General features: G+C 55.7%; 16 protein-coding genes. 12 read left to right on the top strand and 4 right to left on the bottom strand.

The features are described from left to right. The coding region (locus ACI9KD_RS04975) for a nucleoside hydrolase (protein WP_414980054.1) at nucleotides 1-669 on the bottom strand (669 nt) is incomplete at its 3' end. Nucleotides 670-840: 171 nt separating this feature from the next. Here ACI9KD_RS04975 and ACI9KD_RS04970 point away from each other — a divergent pair. Continuing rightward, nucleotides 841-2,469, top strand: coding sequence for an amidohydrolase family protein (locus ACI9KD_RS04970; RefSeq protein ID WP_414980053.1), 1,629 nt, complete (start codon nucleotides 841-843; stop codon nucleotides 2,467-2,469). 75 nt (nucleotides 2,470-2,544) lie between these two features. After that, nucleotides 2,545-2,919, top strand: coding sequence for a YMGG-like glycine zipper-containing protein (locus ACI9KD_RS04965; RefSeq protein WP_414980052.1), 375 nt, complete (start codon nucleotides 2,545-2,547; stop codon nucleotides 2,917-2,919). Here the strand turns inward: ACI9KD_RS04965 and ACI9KD_RS04960 are convergent. Further along, entirely contained in the window at nucleotides 2,916-4,778 is a 1,863-nt protein-coding gene (locus ACI9KD_RS04960) for an AsmA family protein (protein WP_414980051.1), read from the bottom strand. The two genes, ACI9KD_RS04965 and ACI9KD_RS04960, sit on opposite strands and share 4 nt — an antisense overlap. Nucleotides 4,779-5,023: 245 nt before the next feature. On the opposite strand from ACI9KD_RS04960, the gene ACI9KD_RS04955 reads away from it, so the two are divergent. The 4 genes from ACI9KD_RS04955 (at nucleotide 5,024) to ACI9KD_RS04940 (ending at nucleotide 6,188) form a co-directional block, all read left to right on the top strand. Beyond that, a complete protein-coding gene (locus tag ACI9KD_RS04955) occupies nucleotides 5,024-5,236 on the top strand; it encodes a sugar transferase (protein WP_414980050.1) in 213 nt (70 codons plus the stop codon). A gap of 216 nt (nucleotides 5,237-5,452) precedes the next feature. Then, nucleotides 5,453-5,653, top strand: coding sequence for a DUF3667 domain-containing protein (locus tag ACI9KD_RS04950; protein ID WP_414980055.1), 201 nt, complete (start codon nucleotides 5,453-5,455; stop codon nucleotides 5,651-5,653). Then, nucleotides 5,625-5,759 (top strand): hypothetical protein, encoded by a 135-nt coding sequence (locus ACI9KD_RS04945; protein ID WP_414980049.1) that lies wholly within the window; start codon nucleotides 5,625-5,627, stop codon nucleotides 5,757-5,759. The genes ACI9KD_RS04950 and ACI9KD_RS04945 overlap by 29 nt, the downstream gene beginning before the upstream one ends. Before the next feature lie 102 nt (nucleotides 5,760-5,861). Further along, nucleotides 5,862-6,188, top strand: coding sequence for a hypothetical protein (locus ACI9KD_RS04940; RefSeq protein ID WP_414980048.1), 327 nt, complete (start codon nucleotides 5,862-5,864; stop codon nucleotides 6,186-6,188). A gap of 17 nt (nucleotides 6,189-6,205) precedes the next feature. Here the strand turns inward: ACI9KD_RS04940 and ACI9KD_RS04935 are convergent, their stop codons facing one another. Next, a complete protein-coding gene (locus tag ACI9KD_RS04935) occupies nucleotides 6,206-7,162 on the bottom strand; it encodes a GIY-YIG nuclease family protein (RefSeq protein ID WP_414980047.1) in 957 nt (318 codons plus the stop codon). A 195-nt stretch (nucleotides 7,163-7,357) separates the two neighbouring features. Between ACI9KD_RS04935 and ACI9KD_RS04930 the strand changes: the two genes are divergently transcribed. Beyond that, nucleotides 7,358-7,678: a DUF6482 family protein gene (locus ACI9KD_RS04930; RefSeq protein WP_414980046.1), complete on the top strand. Its 321-nt coding sequence runs from the start codon at nucleotides 7,358-7,360 to the stop codon at nucleotides 7,676-7,678. A 40-nt stretch (nucleotides 7,679-7,718) separates the two neighbouring features. On the opposite strand, the gene ACI9KD_RS04925 is transcribed toward ACI9KD_RS04930, so the two are convergent. Then, nucleotides 7,719-8,249, bottom strand: a complete 531-nt coding sequence (locus ACI9KD_RS04925) for a TIGR02281 family clan AA aspartic protease (RefSeq protein WP_414980045.1) — start codon at nucleotides 8,247-8,249, stop codon at nucleotides 7,719-7,721. A gap of 183 nt (nucleotides 8,250-8,432) precedes the next feature. Here ACI9KD_RS04925 and ACI9KD_RS04920 point away from each other — a divergent pair, with 183 nt between their 5' ends. From ACI9KD_RS04920 to ACI9KD_RS04900, 5 genes are all read left to right on the top strand, one after another. Further along, a complete protein-coding gene (locus tag ACI9KD_RS04920) occupies nucleotides 8,433-10,730 on the top strand; it encodes a glycerol-3-phosphate 1-O-acyltransferase (protein ID WP_414980044.1) in 2,298 nt (765 codons plus the stop codon). Nucleotides 10,731-10,760: 30 nt separating this feature from the next. Continuing rightward, complete coding sequence (locus ACI9KD_RS04915; RefSeq protein WP_414980043.1) at nucleotides 10,761-12,284, top strand: wax ester/triacylglycerol synthase family O-acyltransferase; 1,524 nt, start codon at nucleotides 10,761-10,763, stop codon at nucleotides 12,282-12,284. A 123-nt stretch (nucleotides 12,285-12,407) separates the two neighbouring features. Beyond that, nucleotides 12,408-14,114 (top strand): 2-oxoacid:acceptor oxidoreductase family protein, encoded by a 1,707-nt coding sequence (locus ACI9KD_RS04910; protein WP_414980042.1) that lies wholly within the window; start codon nucleotides 12,408-12,410, stop codon nucleotides 14,112-14,114. Beyond that, the gene (locus tag ACI9KD_RS04905) at nucleotides 14,107-14,949 is read left to right on the top strand and encodes a thiamine pyrophosphate-dependent enzyme (RefSeq protein WP_414980041.1); all 843 of its coding nucleotides are present in this window, start codon (nucleotides 14,107-14,109) and stop codon (nucleotides 14,947-14,949) included. The genes ACI9KD_RS04910 and ACI9KD_RS04905 overlap by 8 nt, the downstream gene beginning before the upstream one ends. Then, nucleotides 14,946-15,455 carry a ferritin-like domain-containing protein gene (locus tag ACI9KD_RS04900; protein WP_414980040.1) on the top strand — a complete coding sequence of 170 codons (510 nt, stop codon included), beginning with the start codon at nucleotides 14,946-14,948 and terminating at the stop codon, nucleotides 15,453-15,455. Before ACI9KD_RS04905 ends, ACI9KD_RS04900 begins: the two co-directional genes overlap by 4 nt. Nucleotides 15,456-15,460: the final 5 nt, after the last annotated feature.

Here is a 15,460-nt window from a genome sequence, read left to right as displayed (position 1 = left end):
ACTGACCTGCCAGGTAATGTCCAGGCCGATAGCGCTGATTTTTGGAACTGCGGCCGAGAACACCTGCGCTGCGGCGTGAGGATCCACGATGATGTTCCACTCTGTCGGACCCCAGGGCGTTGGATAACCAGAGTACTTGCCACCCATGATGACCAGCTCTGCCAGTAGCCCTGGAATCTCGGGATCACGGCTAAAGAGCGTTGCTATGTTGGTCAGGGGTCCTATCGCCAATAGAGTGATTTCCTGAGGGTGCGCGCGAATTGTTGCCCGCAGAAAGTCTATGGCCTGGTCATTGGCGAACTGAGGCTGCGAACCCTTGAGACGCCGCGTTTGTGGCGCTTCGGTCTGCATGGACTCGACAACTAGAGGCGACTCTATTCCGGCATAGATAGGCACGTCGATTCCGGCTGTGCGACAAAGCGCTGCAGCCAGTTGAGCGCGTCCCTGGGCATCTCCCGTCACCGTAGTAATGCCCAGCAGTTCGCAGCGGGGCTGGCGCAGCAGATAAGCCAGCGCTACCGCGTCATCGATGTCGCTGCCAATATCGGTGTCTAGAAGAATCTTACGATGACCGCTGTCCACGGCCACAGACCCCGCAGACGAACTGAATCCGCTTAATAGGGGCAGCAGTAAGCTGGCGTGAGTGAACTGACGTCGTCTTAGCGCCATCTCAGCGAAATACCCTCCAGGTTTTAGTCGACTTAAAGCACGGCTAATAAAAGTCAGTAACGGTGATTTCTATTGCAGCAGTATAGCGGCGGCTCCTTTTCAGGAAAAAGAGTTAAGCTATTCTTGTACAGTGCCTATACCAAATAAGAGGGGTTTCCCATGTGTGGACTAATGAACGGCAAGAGTGTGCCATTACCTGCGGCCAAAGCGTTTGCGCTTGCGATGTTGATCACCGCCATGGCGGGAGCGACTGCGACTGCCGCTCAAGACAGACCGGAACCTGGAGAAGAGGGGATTGCGTCGGCGCTGGCGGCAGGCTTCGCACCACCCAAACTGGCACCGCTTCGAGGTGATGAAGCTCAGGGCCCTTTTGATCGATTAATCATTCAAAACGCGATGCTGGTTGTGGGTGACGGGGCGCCGCCGAGAGGACCCGTGACCATCGAGGTTCGTGGGGACCGTATTTACTCTATTGGCGGGGGACATTCGACCGATGCTGAGATTGCCGGCGCCGAGGTCATCGACGTTAAAGGTGGCTATGTACTGCCAGGCTTTGTGGATGCGCATACGCATCTTGGAACCCCCGGGCACGCGCAGGCCGGGGCACTTACGGACTCAGAGTACGTTCTGAAGTTGTGGCTGGCACATGGCGTGACGACCGTTCGGGATGTGGGCGCTGTGATGGGCCTGGGTTGGACACTCAAACACCGGGAGCTCGCCGCGGCAGGAGAAATCAGCGCGCCGAGGATGCGCGTTCATGCGATGTTTCCGCCCTCGACCGCTACGGCGGACGAGGCTCGAGACTGGGTCAAGGCGGTGCGCAAGCGCGGTGCCGACGGGGTGAAGTTTCGGGGCGCGCGCGCGGAACCCTTTGCCGCTGCCATGGAAGAAGCCAAGCGTCTGGGCATGAAAACCTCTTATCACCATGCGCAGTTATCAGTGGTACAGACCAACGTACTTGATAGTGCGCGTTTGGGCTTGGACAGCATGGAGCACTGGTACGGACTCCCGGAGGCGATGTTTGAAGATCGCGTGATTCAGGGCTACCCCCATGATTACAACTACAGCAATGAGCAGGATCGTTTTGGAGAGGCGGGGCGTTTGTGGATGCAGGCGGCAGCACCGGGCTCTGAAACATGGCAGAGAACGATTTCAGAGCTTGTGGATTTGGACTTTACGCTGTCACCGACGTTCACCATCTATGAAGCTAATCGGGATCTGATGCGAGCGCGTAACGCTGATTGGATGGACGACTATGTACCGTCCTATATGGCGCGGGCTTTTGATGCGAACCCGGACATTCATGGGTCCTACTTCTTCGATTGGACGACCCAGCGAGAAATCGATTGGAAACAGAATTTTGGTCGCTGGATGGAGTTTGTAAATGATTACAAGAATGCGGGCGGGCGTGTGGTGGTGGGCTCGGATGCTGGCTTTATTTACAAAGTGTATGGATTTGCTTATATCCGGGAGTTTGAACTGCTTCAAGAGGCTGGCTTTCATCCTCTTGAGGTGATCAAGGCGGCGACACTGGATGGGGCAGAACTTTTGGGTTTGGATCAGGAGATTGGCAGCGTCGAAGTGGGCAAAAAGGCCGATCTTGTGATCATGGACGAGAATCCTTTAGCCAACTTTAAGTTACTGTATGGCACGGGGCATAGGCGACTAAACCTTGAGACAGGATCTGTGGAGCGCGTAGGAGGTGTTCGATACACCGTGCGCGACGGCATCGTGTTTGATGCCAAGATGCTCCTGGAGGACGTTCGTGAGTTGGTCGCTGCAGAAAAAAGTGGACGCTAGCGGATTTTTGTCGTCCGACAGATAAGGGCTTTTGTTACGTAGAAGCTTAAATCCCGCTTACTACGGAGTTTTGCTATGTGTTCGACTCGTGTTCATGCCGCCCTGATGATGGTGCCCTTGATGTTTCTGGGCGCCTGTACAACCACCGATGAAGTCATCATCGACCGAAAAGGTGTAGACATGGCGCGCTATGCAGCAGACAAGGCAGAGTGCGAAGTGTATGCCGACGAAGTACGTACGGGTGAAAAGGCCGCTCGGGGCGCTGCATCCGGTGCGGTCGTTGGCGGCGCTGTGGGGGCCATCGTGAGAGATAGCAGCGAAGGTGCGCTGCAAGGCGCTGGCGTTGGCGCCGTCACGGGCGGCGCTCGGGGTATTTCCCAAGGCGAGCGCGACAAGGTCCGCGTGGTAAAGCGCTGCCTCAGCGGGCGGGGCTATCGCGTACTTAACTAGTCGCGTTCAAAGAGCTTTTTAAACAGTTTTCCTGCCTCGTCTGTGGCTTTACGTTTGATTTCGCCCTCGGCCAGATCTTTGATGATTTCACTGGTATTAACGCCACACCAACTCGCCGGGTCGCCAGCTAGGTTGCCCTTGCACTCAACCGGCCAGCGTAAATCGGCGTAGCGCTCGTTGATTCTGCAGGCAGGATCGAGCTCGCCCAGTGCGGATGACAGCTGGGCTCGGAAACTTGCGCGAAGATCCTGGGACTCAATGCTCAAGGTACCGTTGCCCTGTAGTCCCACGGCGGCCAGCTGGGCAGTTAAGGGGTCTAGCGTCGCTATGCCGTTGGCTAGCTGGACCTGGGCCTCCAGTGCATCAAAGCGGGTATCTACCGGGAACTCAGCGCTCAGTGAGTCTTGATTCACCAAGGCAACGCCCTGGCAGAACATCTTCTCCATAGCGATTCCTTCCAGAGTGATGTCCTGAGTGGTAAAGCTAATCGGCCCTGTGAGGGACTGGCTTAGGGTGTTACTAGTCTTGCCGGCTCCATTGAGCGACCACTCCAGATTCGCGGCGCCTCGGGCCTGCATGCCAAGCTCCATAGCTGACACTGCTTGGGCAATGTCCAGTCCCGTGACACCGCCTTGGGTGCTAAGGGTGGCGAGATTGTAGCGACCGTTAAACACCGCCTTAAAAGCAATATCGCCACCATGCACCTGGGCCGAAACCGGGTTCAAGGTGGCGACGCCGTCGACGATACGCAAAGAAGCGCTGACGTCGATGAGTTCATGTGCGTCGAGCACCACCTTGTCGATTTGCAGTTTGGCTCGGGTGTCGATCATGCGTATGGCATGCAAGGGTAAAGGCATGTCGGGCCCTGATTCTTCAGTGCTATCGGCGATTTCCGCACCCGCCTCGGGCCCGGCCAGCACCAGCAGGGCAGGATTGAGTTCGGTGAGCGCCAGGTTTGCATCAATCTGAGGGCTTTCAAAACTCGCGTAGCGGACGGTGCCGCTGCCTGTTAGCTCGCCAGTCTTCAATTCGAGACTAAGATCGGCGATCTGGGTATCCAGCGCGACTTCGCCACTCAAGCCCAGCGTGAGGGGAGCGGCGGTGGCGCCGGTGACCCGAACATTCAGGCTATCGAGGCTGAGGGTTTCCGCATCCAGATCTGTTCTGAACTCCCCTGCCAGAGCGATCTCTATAGGCGGGGCATCAGTGTTTGAGGGGATCACGATGTCTATAGTTAAAGGTACGGCACGACCGTCGAGATTCAGGTCACTTGCCGTGAGCTGTCGAAGCTGTAGTTCGCTAATGGGCGTGCCGGCGCTATCTACGGTGATTACGCGAATGTTTCGCAAAGAAATTTCGCCGACTTCCAGTGCCAGGGGGGCCGCCACCACGCTAGCGGCAGCTTCTGCCTGAGCTTTGACCCGGGCCTGAGCTCGCAGGGTATAGAACTGGTCCAGCTCGGATTCACTGAGCTTTGAGGTGCCCATGGCGGCAACTTTTGCGGCTTCCTCATCGGCGGCTTCGGTGGTGAGCGTCAAACCGTCAACCTTAATACTGTCTATTTCGACGCTGCTACGAAACAAAGGCATCAGCGCCACCCCTGCGGATAGGGATTCTGCAACTACCCGCGTTTGACTATCAGGAATCTCAAGAATAACGTCGCTGGCCGCGAGAGCCAACTTGGGGAATAGCGAGAAAGATACGTCGCCATTAACTTCCAATTCAACCCCGCTCTCCGCTTTGAGTTTCACCGCTACGATATCGACCAGTGCTTGTTCGTCCAAAAACAGTGGTACAAGCACCGCCGCTAAAATCAGCAGAACAACAGGAATTCCTAGCACCCAAAGAATGACGCGCATGACTTAGATCCTTAGCTTAAAAAATGCAGTGAACTTGAGCCTAGCAGAGACCTAGTCGGATCGTTAGTTATGCTTTTCTGTACTCGCCTAGAGCGTAAAGGCCGGTTCGCAGACGATCATCTGATGTCGACCTGTCTTCGTCAGTCGCGGCGGCGGTACTATCCCGCATCGGCTGTTCCAGCCTTGCGAACTGTGCTTACCCGATCTGGCTAAGCTATTACAGCGGGCACGTAGCTTCTGGCCCCGTGCTGTTTTCCCAGACGCGGATTGGCCGGTTTATCCGCAAAGCCTCGATTGATGAATTACCCCAGTTATGGAATGTGTGGGTAGGTGAGATGTCTTTTGATGAGCAGGTTCAACTCGATATTCGTGACATCCATAAACGTTCTTTATGGCTGGATATCCGCTTGTTGTTCGCGACGGTGCCTGCCGATCTGTTGGCCCGAGGGGCTTACTAAGCTTTGATCTCCCGCCACTGCTAGGCGGGCGGCCAATGAGGGTTAGCCGGAGAGTCTTTCAGCCTGGCGGCATCCACAACACATCGCCGTGACTGCGATACGCCCCTGGATGGGCAATACTGCAGAAGTTGTAGCCAGCGCGAAGGTCGTGGTGATTTGCACTTCACTGAGGCAGCGACAGACATTCTCGGCGATGTTGCTACTCGGGACTCCCGGGTGCGGCGTACGCTGTCCCCACTATTGTTCCGCCCTGGTTTTTTGAGCGCAGAGTTTAATGCGGGCGGGCGCATGCGTTACATGCCGCCATTTCGACTGTACATCGACGACACTCGAATCAACAGAGGCTCCGGATGCTCGATCAGTCGTCCAGGATGCCTTGAAAAGAAAGTTGGCAGCGAAACAAGCCGCTGGCGATGAAGAAGCGGTCCGTGTCATTCAGGAGCTGGAATCGGCCATAGATCCAGATGCAGACGCTGATGGATTTAACATTAGCCTGCTGGACGGTGGGCCACCCTGGATGTAGGAACTTGAAAAGCGCATCAAAGCGAATGCGTTACAAGTCAAAGAGGACCCTAGAGGCTACCTTGATGATCTCCGGGCGCATCTGCCGCAGGCTATGTTCGTCATGCTGCCCTTGTTTGCTCTATTGTTAAAGCTGGCCTACTACTTTTCGCCCTACCACTACTTACAGCATCTGGTCTTTGCGCTGCATTACCACACCTTTGTTTACCTTCTCTATTTGATTTCTACGGCGGTTGAGAAAATTAGCTGGGACGTAGACGGCTTGTTTTCACTGTTACTGATTGTTTATCCGCCTTTGGCACCGCGCCGCTGTTATGGCAGTAGCTGGGGTGGTGCTATCGGCAAATCGTTGTTGCTGCTGCTGAGCTACGGAATCGCCTTGTTTATGGGCATGGTGGCCCCCGCTGTCGCAGTGTTGGCGGCTATGTAGCGCCCCAGCAGCGCTTCTCAATGTGGCACGACAGGAGACGTAGTGGTAGGCGAAGAGGCAAAAGGATTCGCAATACTCTCGCCGCTAAAACCGTCCAGGAGCACGCGCTCACTGCTGCGCAATGATCGAATGGCGATGCGATAGGTGTCTCGATCAAAAACTAGCGGGCTGCCTCGTTTAGCTGCCTGACGAGCGCGATCTCGACGCTCATAGGTCCCTAAATACGACCAGTGATGCAGCAGGTGAAACTGCCGTCGCGGCTGGATCGCACTGCCTTGACCGCTGTAGTTGCTCGAGCGCTCGTGCTCTTCTGCCAGCAGAATAGGGCCTGCAAAGGGCCAGGCAGCGATACGTTGTTGCTCAAGCGCAGCGAGCAGGCGAGAGTTATGATCCGTGGCGCTTTCTTTGCCCGCACAGCCGCCGCTGCAGCGTCCGATCTGATGTTGAAAGCAAGCGCCTTGTCCGCGCTCGGCCCCCAGAATGCGTAAACACAGGGAATATTCCCGGGCAAGATTTCGCAGAGCATCGTCTATATGACGACGGGAGCGAAACAAGCCAAACACCGACTCGAAGCGCTCGCCGGCGGGACAAAAGTCACTGGGGAAGATCTGTAAAAATCCATCGACATTTTCCTGGAGGCGCTGCGTCCAAAGCTTGCGGCTCCGGCGCTGCCGCCGGTTGTACAGCGGTGCCTCGGCTTTGATCGCTGCATTTTCGATGAGCAAAGCACCAATCTCTCCAGCGGTAAGTTGGCAATCGACACGATCGACTGCCGCCATCATGCGTTGCTGACGCCCGGGCTCCCGAGCATCGGCAAAGTGACTGTTTAGACGAGTGCCGATGTTGACACTTTTACCGATGTACAGCAGAGCATTAGCTTCGCTGTAGAAACGATACACCCCGGGACAGCGGGGGGCTGCATCTAACGCCTCTCCGTTGCAGCTAAATCGCGTTTTCTGACGATCGATGAGCATGACTTTTACGGTCTTTTCTTTCTTAAGGCCTTATGATGCAGGAATTCCTCTGGCGGAGAAGAGGCCGAGTCGCCTGCGTCCACATTTTGTCAGTATGGTCGCAGATTGAAGTCTTTTTCCTGCCGATTTAGAGACAAATTTTGAGTCTAATCGCGGCACACTGTCGTTTTACGCGGCATGTAATAGGTGGATTCCATGAAGGCAACGCTTAAAGACCTGCGGTCTCTGCAGCTTGATCGTATTGTTGTCGAGTCTGTGGATCTCAGCCTGTACATCGCCCATGCGGATGTACAGGGAGAGCGGCGGTTGATTGTGGGTGGCGACGGCAAGTCGCTAAAGACGCGCAACCTTTTGGATATGAAGTCCGCGTTGTCCAGTTTGCGTAATGTGGAGATGGTGCTCATTCAGCGCAGCGCCTACGACGAGATGGTGGGTCAGTCCTTCGCGCCCACTGACAATGCGATGGAAATCATACTGGCACCGGGATTTGAAAGTCTGCCCGCCTGGCAGCACTGAGGCCATTGCTGAGCCTCAAGGCGACTGGTCGCCCACGCGCTTAGTCCTGAGGGTATTGGCGAAGAGTCAGCGTACTGCCGCGCTGGGTAAATTCAATGTATTTGAGAAAGCTCATACCCAGCAGCACCTCTTGCATCTGTAGACCCGGCGTAATCGACGCTTCTACGTTTTGTAGGCGGATATCTCCCACAGCCACTTCCTGAAGTCTCGTCAGATAGCTGCGGGTACTTCCATTGGCCGTGTTTGTGAGTATTGCTCGCCCGCGGGGAAGCGATAGGCGTTCCGCAAGCGCTGCAGGTATAGCAACACCGGTAGCGCCGGTGTCGAGGAGAAAAACGACGTCTTCGCCATTAATCGTACCTGCGCTAACGTAGTGGCCCATGCGATTTCGGCGCAGCTCCACCTCTCGCACGCCCTCGGCGGTCACTGCCGTATCAACGCTGCGATTGGGGTTGCGCTGTCGATCCAGTACATCTCCGAAATACAGCATTAGCAGCGCCATTACTGCCAGCCAGGCAAAGACCTGCATTGTGCGACCCATGCGTCGACTCTCATGCTTTTGATCATTCACCGGGACCTACTACCTCTTGAGTGTGTTTGGATTGTTACGTGTCCAGTACAACATAGACCAGAGTACTCGCGCATAGTTGCCGTCCCGCAATTGTCTTTCGGCTGGTATGATCAGCCACGAACTGTTCGACACGATGCATAATAAAAACCAGCCGCGCATCCCGCGAAAAAAAAGGGCGTCCCTATGACAAGCCAGCTCTGGCAGAATTTGAAAACGAGCGAGCGCGTCATCGCGGTACTGGATGTCGCCCATGGTGTCGAGCAGAACGAGCTCGAACAGTTTTTGCGCAACTCAGTTGTCGAGCATGCTATTGGCGCTGAGATTCTCGAGTGCGTGCTACCCATTGTGCGCGATCGTGAGAATCCTGCGGTCACGGCCTTGTTGCCGCTACTCGATTTGCCCGGCGATACGCTGGTGCTTCCCTTGCGCGTAGTATGGCGAACGTCGTTACAAGAAAAAAGCGCCCGACCTCGCCCCCGGGATCTGCTTTTTGGTAACCCTCGACGACCGGGTCCATCCCGGGCACGACGCATACTGCGTCAGCATCCTGAGCGAGTGGTATGTATCGCGGGGGAGCCGGCGACCATCGATCAATTGCGAGATCGCTTACAGCAACTTCAGGGCACCGACGTGGATACCAGCGCTCTGGCGTCTTTTGTCGCGGGACAGGCAGGGCTGGCCTTGGATGTGGCGGAGCGCCGTTTACAAGGCAGTCGCTACAAAGTGCCTCGCCGGGTTGCAAACATCCTGTTGGCTAGTACGAAGTTTCGCTCTGCGGTAGAGCTGGTTTCTGCAGAGACCGGTCGTGGTATGGACGACCTCATGCACGAGTCCGAGGAGATTATGCGCGAGCTTATCTCCCGACCTCAGCCGTTTTGGCTCGATGTGATGGCGCAACTGAATCACTGGGTTATGCGCCTTGGCTACGACGCCGACGTAGTGATCGACCAAGAGGGTCTTGAGCGAGTTCGCCAATGGTCTCGAGAGTACCCCACAGCGTTGCTGTGGACGCACAAGACTCACGTAGATGGCTTTGCGGTTAACGCGATGTGCGCCGATAACGACTTTCCGGCACCCCATATTCTCGGTGGGGTAAATATGGCCTTCGCGGGCTTGGGATTTGTTGCCAAGCGTGCCGGGGCGATTTTTATTCGCCGCAGCTTTCAGGATGACTTGCTCTACAAAGCGGTGTTACGTCAGTACATCGGTTACCTGATGGAGAAGCGCTTTCCTTTGTCCTGGGCTTTCGAAGGCACCCGCTCCCGGGTCGGAAAATTGATGCCGCCGCGCTATGGCCTGCTTAAGTACGTTATGGATGCTGCGCATGCTACGGGTGCTGAGAACTTGCATTTCATTCCAATCTCCATCAGCTATGACATGATCGGAGACGTCAAGGATTACGCCGCCATGGAGTCCGGGGGAACCAAAAGACCCGAGAGTCTGCGTTGGTTTATCGGCTATTTGCGCGGCTTGCGTCAGCCCATGGGTAAAATTTACTTCAATTTTGGCGAGCCGGTAGTACTCCCGGAGGCACCGTCCCCCGACGACCCCAGAGAATTGCAGCGCGTGGCATTTGCTGTCGGCGTAGCGGTTAACAAAGTCTCTCCCATCACACTGCCATCGGTTATCAGTATGGTGCTTTTAGGTTCAGCGCCTCGAGCGCTGACCACTGATGAGTTGCGTTCCGAGGTTGTGGCGCTAACGGACTGGGCACGCAAGCGAGGTATTACTCTCACCCGCGACCTTGATGAGCAGGATCCTACGCAGGTTTCTGATCTTACGGGCAAAATGATCGCTAGCGGGTTGCTCACGCGTTATGACGATGGCCCGGAGCAGGTGTACACCATTGCCGCTGAGCAGCATGGCGTCGCCAGCTACTACCGCAATATGGTGATTCATTACTTCCTGAATAAGTCCATTATTGAGTTGGTGCTGGTGAATATGACGCAGCTTGAGCAGACTGGCAGTGATGCCTTTTGGGAAGAGGCGGAGCGCCTCCGGGACTACTTTAAATTTGAGTTTTTCTACGCGCCCAAGGAAGAGTTTCGTCGCGATGTTAGTGAGGAACTATCTCGATATCAGCCTGCCTGGGAGGCGGCGCTGGATGAGCCCGGTGCACCGTTGGCGATTTTCGCACGGCTTCAGCCGCGCATGGCACACGCTGTGTTGCTGCCTTTTGTTGAGGCCTATCGTGTGGTCGCCGACGTCGTCGCAAGACAGCCTTCGGATGATCCGCTGAGCGAGAAAGATTGCGTGCAAAAGTCGCTAGCTTACGGCCGCCAGGCCTACCTCCAGCGGCGGATTAGCTCTGAGGCATCTATTGGCAAGGTACTGTTTGGTAACGCCTATCGGCTTTTGGACAACCTCGATCTGATCAACGGTGAAGGCGGCGACCTTGCGGAGCGTCGTTTACAATTGGCGCAGAACTTCCGTGAATTGCAGCGCCGTATCGAGCGCGTTCGAGCCGCTGCACTGCCCTGATCATCGCACAAACAACCAAGGTCTAAACGTATGCACCAGCTTAGTCCACAGGATGCACAGTTTCTCTATGCAGAGACCGAGCACAACCTTACCCATGTGACCAGTGTTGCGATCTACGACCCGTCGACGGTTCCCGGTGGAGAGACAGTGCGCTACACCGATATCATCGCTCATACAAGAGAGCGACTTGCCTACAATCCGGTGTTTTCCCGTCGTCTCTTGCGGCTTCCTTTAGAGATCGACTATCCCTATTGGGTCGAGGACGAGTACTTCGACCTTGAATACCACATGCAGCATGGTCGCTTGCCGGAGCCGGGCGATTGGCGGCAGTTTTGTATTCATATGGCTCGCTATCACAGCCGACCTCTTGATATGAACCGTCCACCTTGGGAAATGTTCGTTGTCGAAGGCTTGGATCACGTCGACGGACTGCCTAAAGGTTGCTACGCCATCGCGACAAAAATCCACCATGCCGCGGTCGATGGTGCGTCTCTAATGAAGTTCTTTTCGAGTATGGCTGACGGTGACAATCTGGGTACGCCACTGGTGCCGCTAGAGGAGGTGGTCGTGGGCTCCGGCGAAATCCCCGCAATGCCCGCGCTGATTTCCCGCGCATTCAGGAACAATTTTCGTTCACCGCTACGCATTGCCGAGACCGTCATGCGGGCTGCGCCGAGTCTAGTGCAGGCCGCACAAGACTCCGTTGCAAAACGCGATGAAGACAAACATCCGGTGCCACCCACGCGCTTTAACGTGGATCTATCCCCGCACAAAATGTTCGATGCCCGGGTAGTAGCCCTGGATGATCTCAAACGTATCCGCCAGCTGCAGCCAGGCGTGACGATTAACGATGTTGTGCTGGCGATTTGCGCCGGAGCCTTGCGCCGTTATCTTTCTCATCATGGCGAATTGCCTGATGAGTCCATCATTGCCTGGGTGCCCATCAATGCGCGACCTCGCGGTAGCGATGGCAATGATTTACCCGGGAACAACATTTCGGCCATGACCACGCCGATCTTCACCGATGAGACGGATCCTCTTAAGCGGCTCCAGCGAATCCAGCAGTCCACGCGAGCCAGTAAAGAAGCACGCTCAGGTATTTCGGCGCGTCTCATGACCGATGTGACCCGGCATGTGCCTGCGGCCACGCAGGTATTAGCCAGTCGTCTGCTTTTACGCAGCGGCGTGGCTGCCAAAATGTGTAACTTGTTTATCTCGAATGTGCCGGGACCACAGATCCCCATGTATATGAACGGCGCGAGAATGGTTCGCAGTGTGGCCCTTGCGCCGCTCGCCGATGGCATGGGGCTGTTTATAGGCACGCCGAGCTACGATGGACAGATGAGTTTCAACGTTATTTCGACCCGGGAATTGCTGCCGGATATCGAATTTTTTATGGATTGCATTGAAGCTTCGCTCGCTGAACTGCTGGGGCTGCTTGATGCAAAGCCGGCAAAATCGCCTAAAAAAGCTGCCACTAAAACAGCCGTCAAATCGCCACGGGCAAAAGCAAGGCCTAAGACAAAAGCCCGACCAAAGACAAAAGCTAAATAGGGTCTTCTAGGCTTAAGCATTGTTTCTTGAGCTAGCTCAAGAAAACCCCACATAGCGTTGTGATCGTCTGTTCACGCGGTAGTCAGTGCGTATGCTGAAGTATTCCAATGTTTGGATATGGCCATGCACCAGGACGAGTTTTCTCTGGCGATAACTGGCTCTGGCGGAGCCGGGGTGATGTCCGTGGGCGAGTTGCTGTTGCAAGCCTGGGCAGAGGCGGGCGGTCGGGGCCTGCTGCGCAAAGCATTTGGCCCGCAAATTCGTGGTGGTGAGGCCGTGGCGCTGCTCAAACTGACCTCGCATCAGCGCTATACCGCGGCTTCGACGCATAACTTGCTTCTAGCATTCGATTGGAAAAACGTCAGTCGTTTTGGCGATGAGATTAGTCTCGAGGCAGACAGCATCGTCCGCTGTGAAACCACGGCCAATATGCCGGAGTCGCTGCTCGCGCTGGAGCCGAAGATCATTTCGCTCCCCTTCAATGAGCTGGCCCGGAATGCGCATCCGGAAGGCCGAGTGAACATGTTGGCACTGGGTATTTTGGGCGCCTTGCTGGGTATTCCCGTTGAGACACTCAAGTCCCTGGCGACACATAAACTTGCCGATAAAGCCGAGGATTACCGAGATGCCGCGGTGGCCTGTATTGATGCGGGTGTTCTCGCTGCGCCGGACCTTGCTCTGGCTCTCCCTGCGGCTAATGTAGAAAAGGGTTGGTACATTAGTGGAAATCAGGCAGCGGCCTACGGCGCGCTGCACGGGGGCGTGCGTTTTGTGGCGGCCTATCCCAACACCCCTGCGTCTGATGTGCTGGAATATTTGGCGATACCCCTGGAACGATTAGGCGGTGCGCTGGTTCAGGCCGAAGATGAGTTGGCAGCTATTAATAGCGCTCTGGGCGAAGCCTACGGCGGAGTGCCAGCTTTTACTGCGACCTCGGGGCCCGGTGTGGCTTTGATGAGCGAGAGTATCGGCCTGGCGGTGGCCAGTGAGACGCCGGTAACGGTTCTGGACGTCATGTGCGGAGGCCCTTCTAAAGGGATTCCCACAAAGTCTGAGCAGAGCGACTTGAACATCGCGCTTTATGGACTGCATGGTGATGCGCCGCACCTTGTATTGGCGCCTTTGTCCATTTCGGACTGCGTGTTCACTTGTGCCTGGTCCGTACAGCTTGCACAGCGATTACAGACAGCAGCGATTGTTCTTTCAGATCAGTTTTTAGGCCAGTCCACCGCCATCGTTGATCCGCCCCGAGGGCTGCAAGAAAGGGATCCGCTTCCGCCTGACCCGCAGACAGACCACTATCTGCGTTATGCACTTGTCGATAACGGAGTCTCTCCTCAGTCTGTCCCGGGAGATAAGGATCAATGCTTTACCGCCGATGGTCTTGAGCACAATGAGCGCGGCACGCCCAGCGCCGGAGCCCTGAATCACCAGCGACAGTTGGATAAGCGCGCTTGCAAGCTCACGGCGTTAGATCCCGGGGATGACTGGGAGGAGACTCATGGCAAGGGTAGTGTGGCACTCATTTGTTTTGGTTCCGCCGCTGCGTCCGTGGTCACCGCTTACGATCACCTACTGTCCGCAGGCATTGCTTGTCGGGTCATAGCGCTTCGTCTGCTGGCACCGTTGCCGGTTGAGCAGCTTTTAGACGCATTGGATGGATGTGTTCGGATCATTGTTATCGAGCAGAATCACGGGGCCCAGCTGCTGCACTATCTTCGAGGACATTTGGAGTTTTCGGGTACGTTCCACAGTGTCGCTACCCCCGGTCCTGTGCCCCTCGCGCCGGCGACGATTGTCGCGGCCGTCGACAATGTTCTCGATGATTAATGAATTGCTAACGATTAAACCCCGGGACTACAAATCCGATATTAAACCTATCTGGTGTACTGGCTGCGGCCATTTCTCGGTGCTCAATGCAATCACCAAGGCCGCTGCCGCCTGTGGCCTTGCCAAAGATGACACTGTGCTTGTGTCGGGCATCGGTTGCTCTTCGCGTCTTCCGGCTTACATCGACAGCTATGGTTTTCATGGTGTGCATGGCCGGGGCCTGGCGGTCGCCCAGGGCCTTAAGGTGGCGCGTCCAGATCTTACGGTGATTGCTATTGGAGGAGATGGCGATGGGTTTTTCATTGGTGGTAACCATTTTATGCATGCCTGTCGAAGGAACGTAAACATTACTTACATCGCCATGGACAATGAGGTCTACGGCATGACCAAAGGCCAGGCTTCTCCGACAAGCCCGCGAGATTGGACCGGCAGCAAGCTCACACCGCATGGACCGGGAGCGCGTCCGTTTAAGCCGGCGGCTATGGCGCTGGCATCCGGTGCACCCTGGATAGCGCGAGGCTACTCAGGTAACTCTAATCAAATCGCGAGACTGTTGGCAGAGGCGCTTGCTTTTCCAGGCTTCAGCTTTCTTCATGTCTTGTCCCAGTGCATCACTTTTTGTCCGCAGCAGACTGACTGGAAGGCGATTGTGACTGACTTTGAGCAGGAGCCCTTGAGTCGTGCGGACGAGGCGGCGGCACTGCTTTTGTCCGAGGATGGCTTTAAGACGGGACTGCTCTATTATGAGCCGCGATCTATCTGGCCAAGCGAGGCAGCGCCGACAGAGAATGCTAAGCTGGTACTTGATGATTTAGCTTCGGCATATCAGCGATGATGACAGACGAATTCGTGACCTTTCTTGCCTATTCCACGGAGTTGGAGCAGGAGTCCCAGGAGCGTTATCTGGAAATAGCCGAGTCTATGGAGACTCATGGTAATGAGGAGGTCGTCAGGTTCTTTCATCGCATGGCCGATGAGGCTGGGAGTCACCTGGCTGAGGTCAGTCTGCTTTGTGAGGGGGTAGAGCTTCCTCAAATTAAGGCCTGGGAATTTAAATGGCCCGATGCCGAGCCGCCGGAAACTACCAGCTACGAGGCTCTGCATTACCGCATGAGTCTGCACGATGCGATGGCTCTCGCTTTAGCGAACGAGCGCGCTGTAGAACAGTTTTATCGTGATTACGCGCATAACAGCACTGCCCCCGAGGTTATTAGCACGGCGAATGGGTTTGCCGAAGAAGAAAAATCCCACGCCCAGGCTTTGGAGTTAATACTTGAAGACGTGCCGGAAGTGAGTGAGCTTGCCCGTGATGAAGATGACCCACCCATGATGCCGGAGTAGGTGCA

The organism is Congregibacter sp., from assembly GCF_047617445.1.
Taxonomy (GTDB): Bacteria; Pseudomonadota; Gammaproteobacteria; order Pseudomonadales; family Halieaceae; genus Congregibacter.
The sequence above is the reverse complement of the archived record's forward strand: the minus strand, read 5'-3'. Positions and strand labels throughout refer to the sequence as shown.

What these genes read in the sequence shown, in the direction of transcription:
- ACI9KD_RS04920 (WP_414980044.1), top strand. Translation starts at nt 8,433, where the DNA reads ATGACAAGCCAGCTCTGGCAGAATTTGAAAACGAGCGAGCGCGTCATC.
- ACI9KD_RS04970 (WP_414980053.1), top strand. Translation starts at nt 841, where the DNA reads ATGAACGGCAAGAGTGTGCCATTACCTGCGGCCAAAGCGTTTGCGCTT.
- ACI9KD_RS04900 (WP_414980040.1), top strand. Translation starts at nt 14,946, where the DNA reads ATGATGACAGACGAATTCGTGACCTTTCTTGCCTATTCCACGGAGTTG.
- ACI9KD_RS04940 (WP_414980048.1), top strand. Translation starts at nt 5,862, where the DNA reads ATGCTGCCCTTGTTTGCTCTATTGTTAAAGCTGGCCTACTACTTTTCG.
- ACI9KD_RS04915 (WP_414980043.1), top strand. Translation starts at nt 10,761, where the DNA reads ATGCACCAGCTTAGTCCACAGGATGCACAGTTTCTCTATGCAGAGACC.
- ACI9KD_RS04960 (WP_414980051.1), bottom strand. Translation starts at nt 4,778, where the DNA reads ATGCGCGTCATTCTTTGGGTGCTAGGAATTCCTGTTGTTCTGCTGATT.
- ACI9KD_RS04935 (WP_414980047.1), bottom strand. Translation starts at nt 7,162, where the DNA reads ATGCTCATCGATCGTCAGAAAACGCGATTTAGCTGCAACGGAGAGGCG.
- ACI9KD_RS04965 (WP_414980052.1), top strand. Translation starts at nt 2,545, where the DNA reads ATGTGTTCGACTCGTGTTCATGCCGCCCTGATGATGGTGCCCTTGATG.
- ACI9KD_RS04910 (WP_414980042.1), top strand. Translation starts at nt 12,408, where the DNA reads ATGCACCAGGACGAGTTTTCTCTGGCGATAACTGGCTCTGGCGGAGCC.
- ACI9KD_RS04905 (WP_414980041.1), top strand. Translation starts at nt 14,107, where the DNA reads ATGATTAATGAATTGCTAACGATTAAACCCCGGGACTACAAATCCGAT.
- ACI9KD_RS04930 (WP_414980046.1), top strand. Translation starts at nt 7,358, where the DNA reads ATGAAGGCAACGCTTAAAGACCTGCGGTCTCTGCAGCTTGATCGTATT.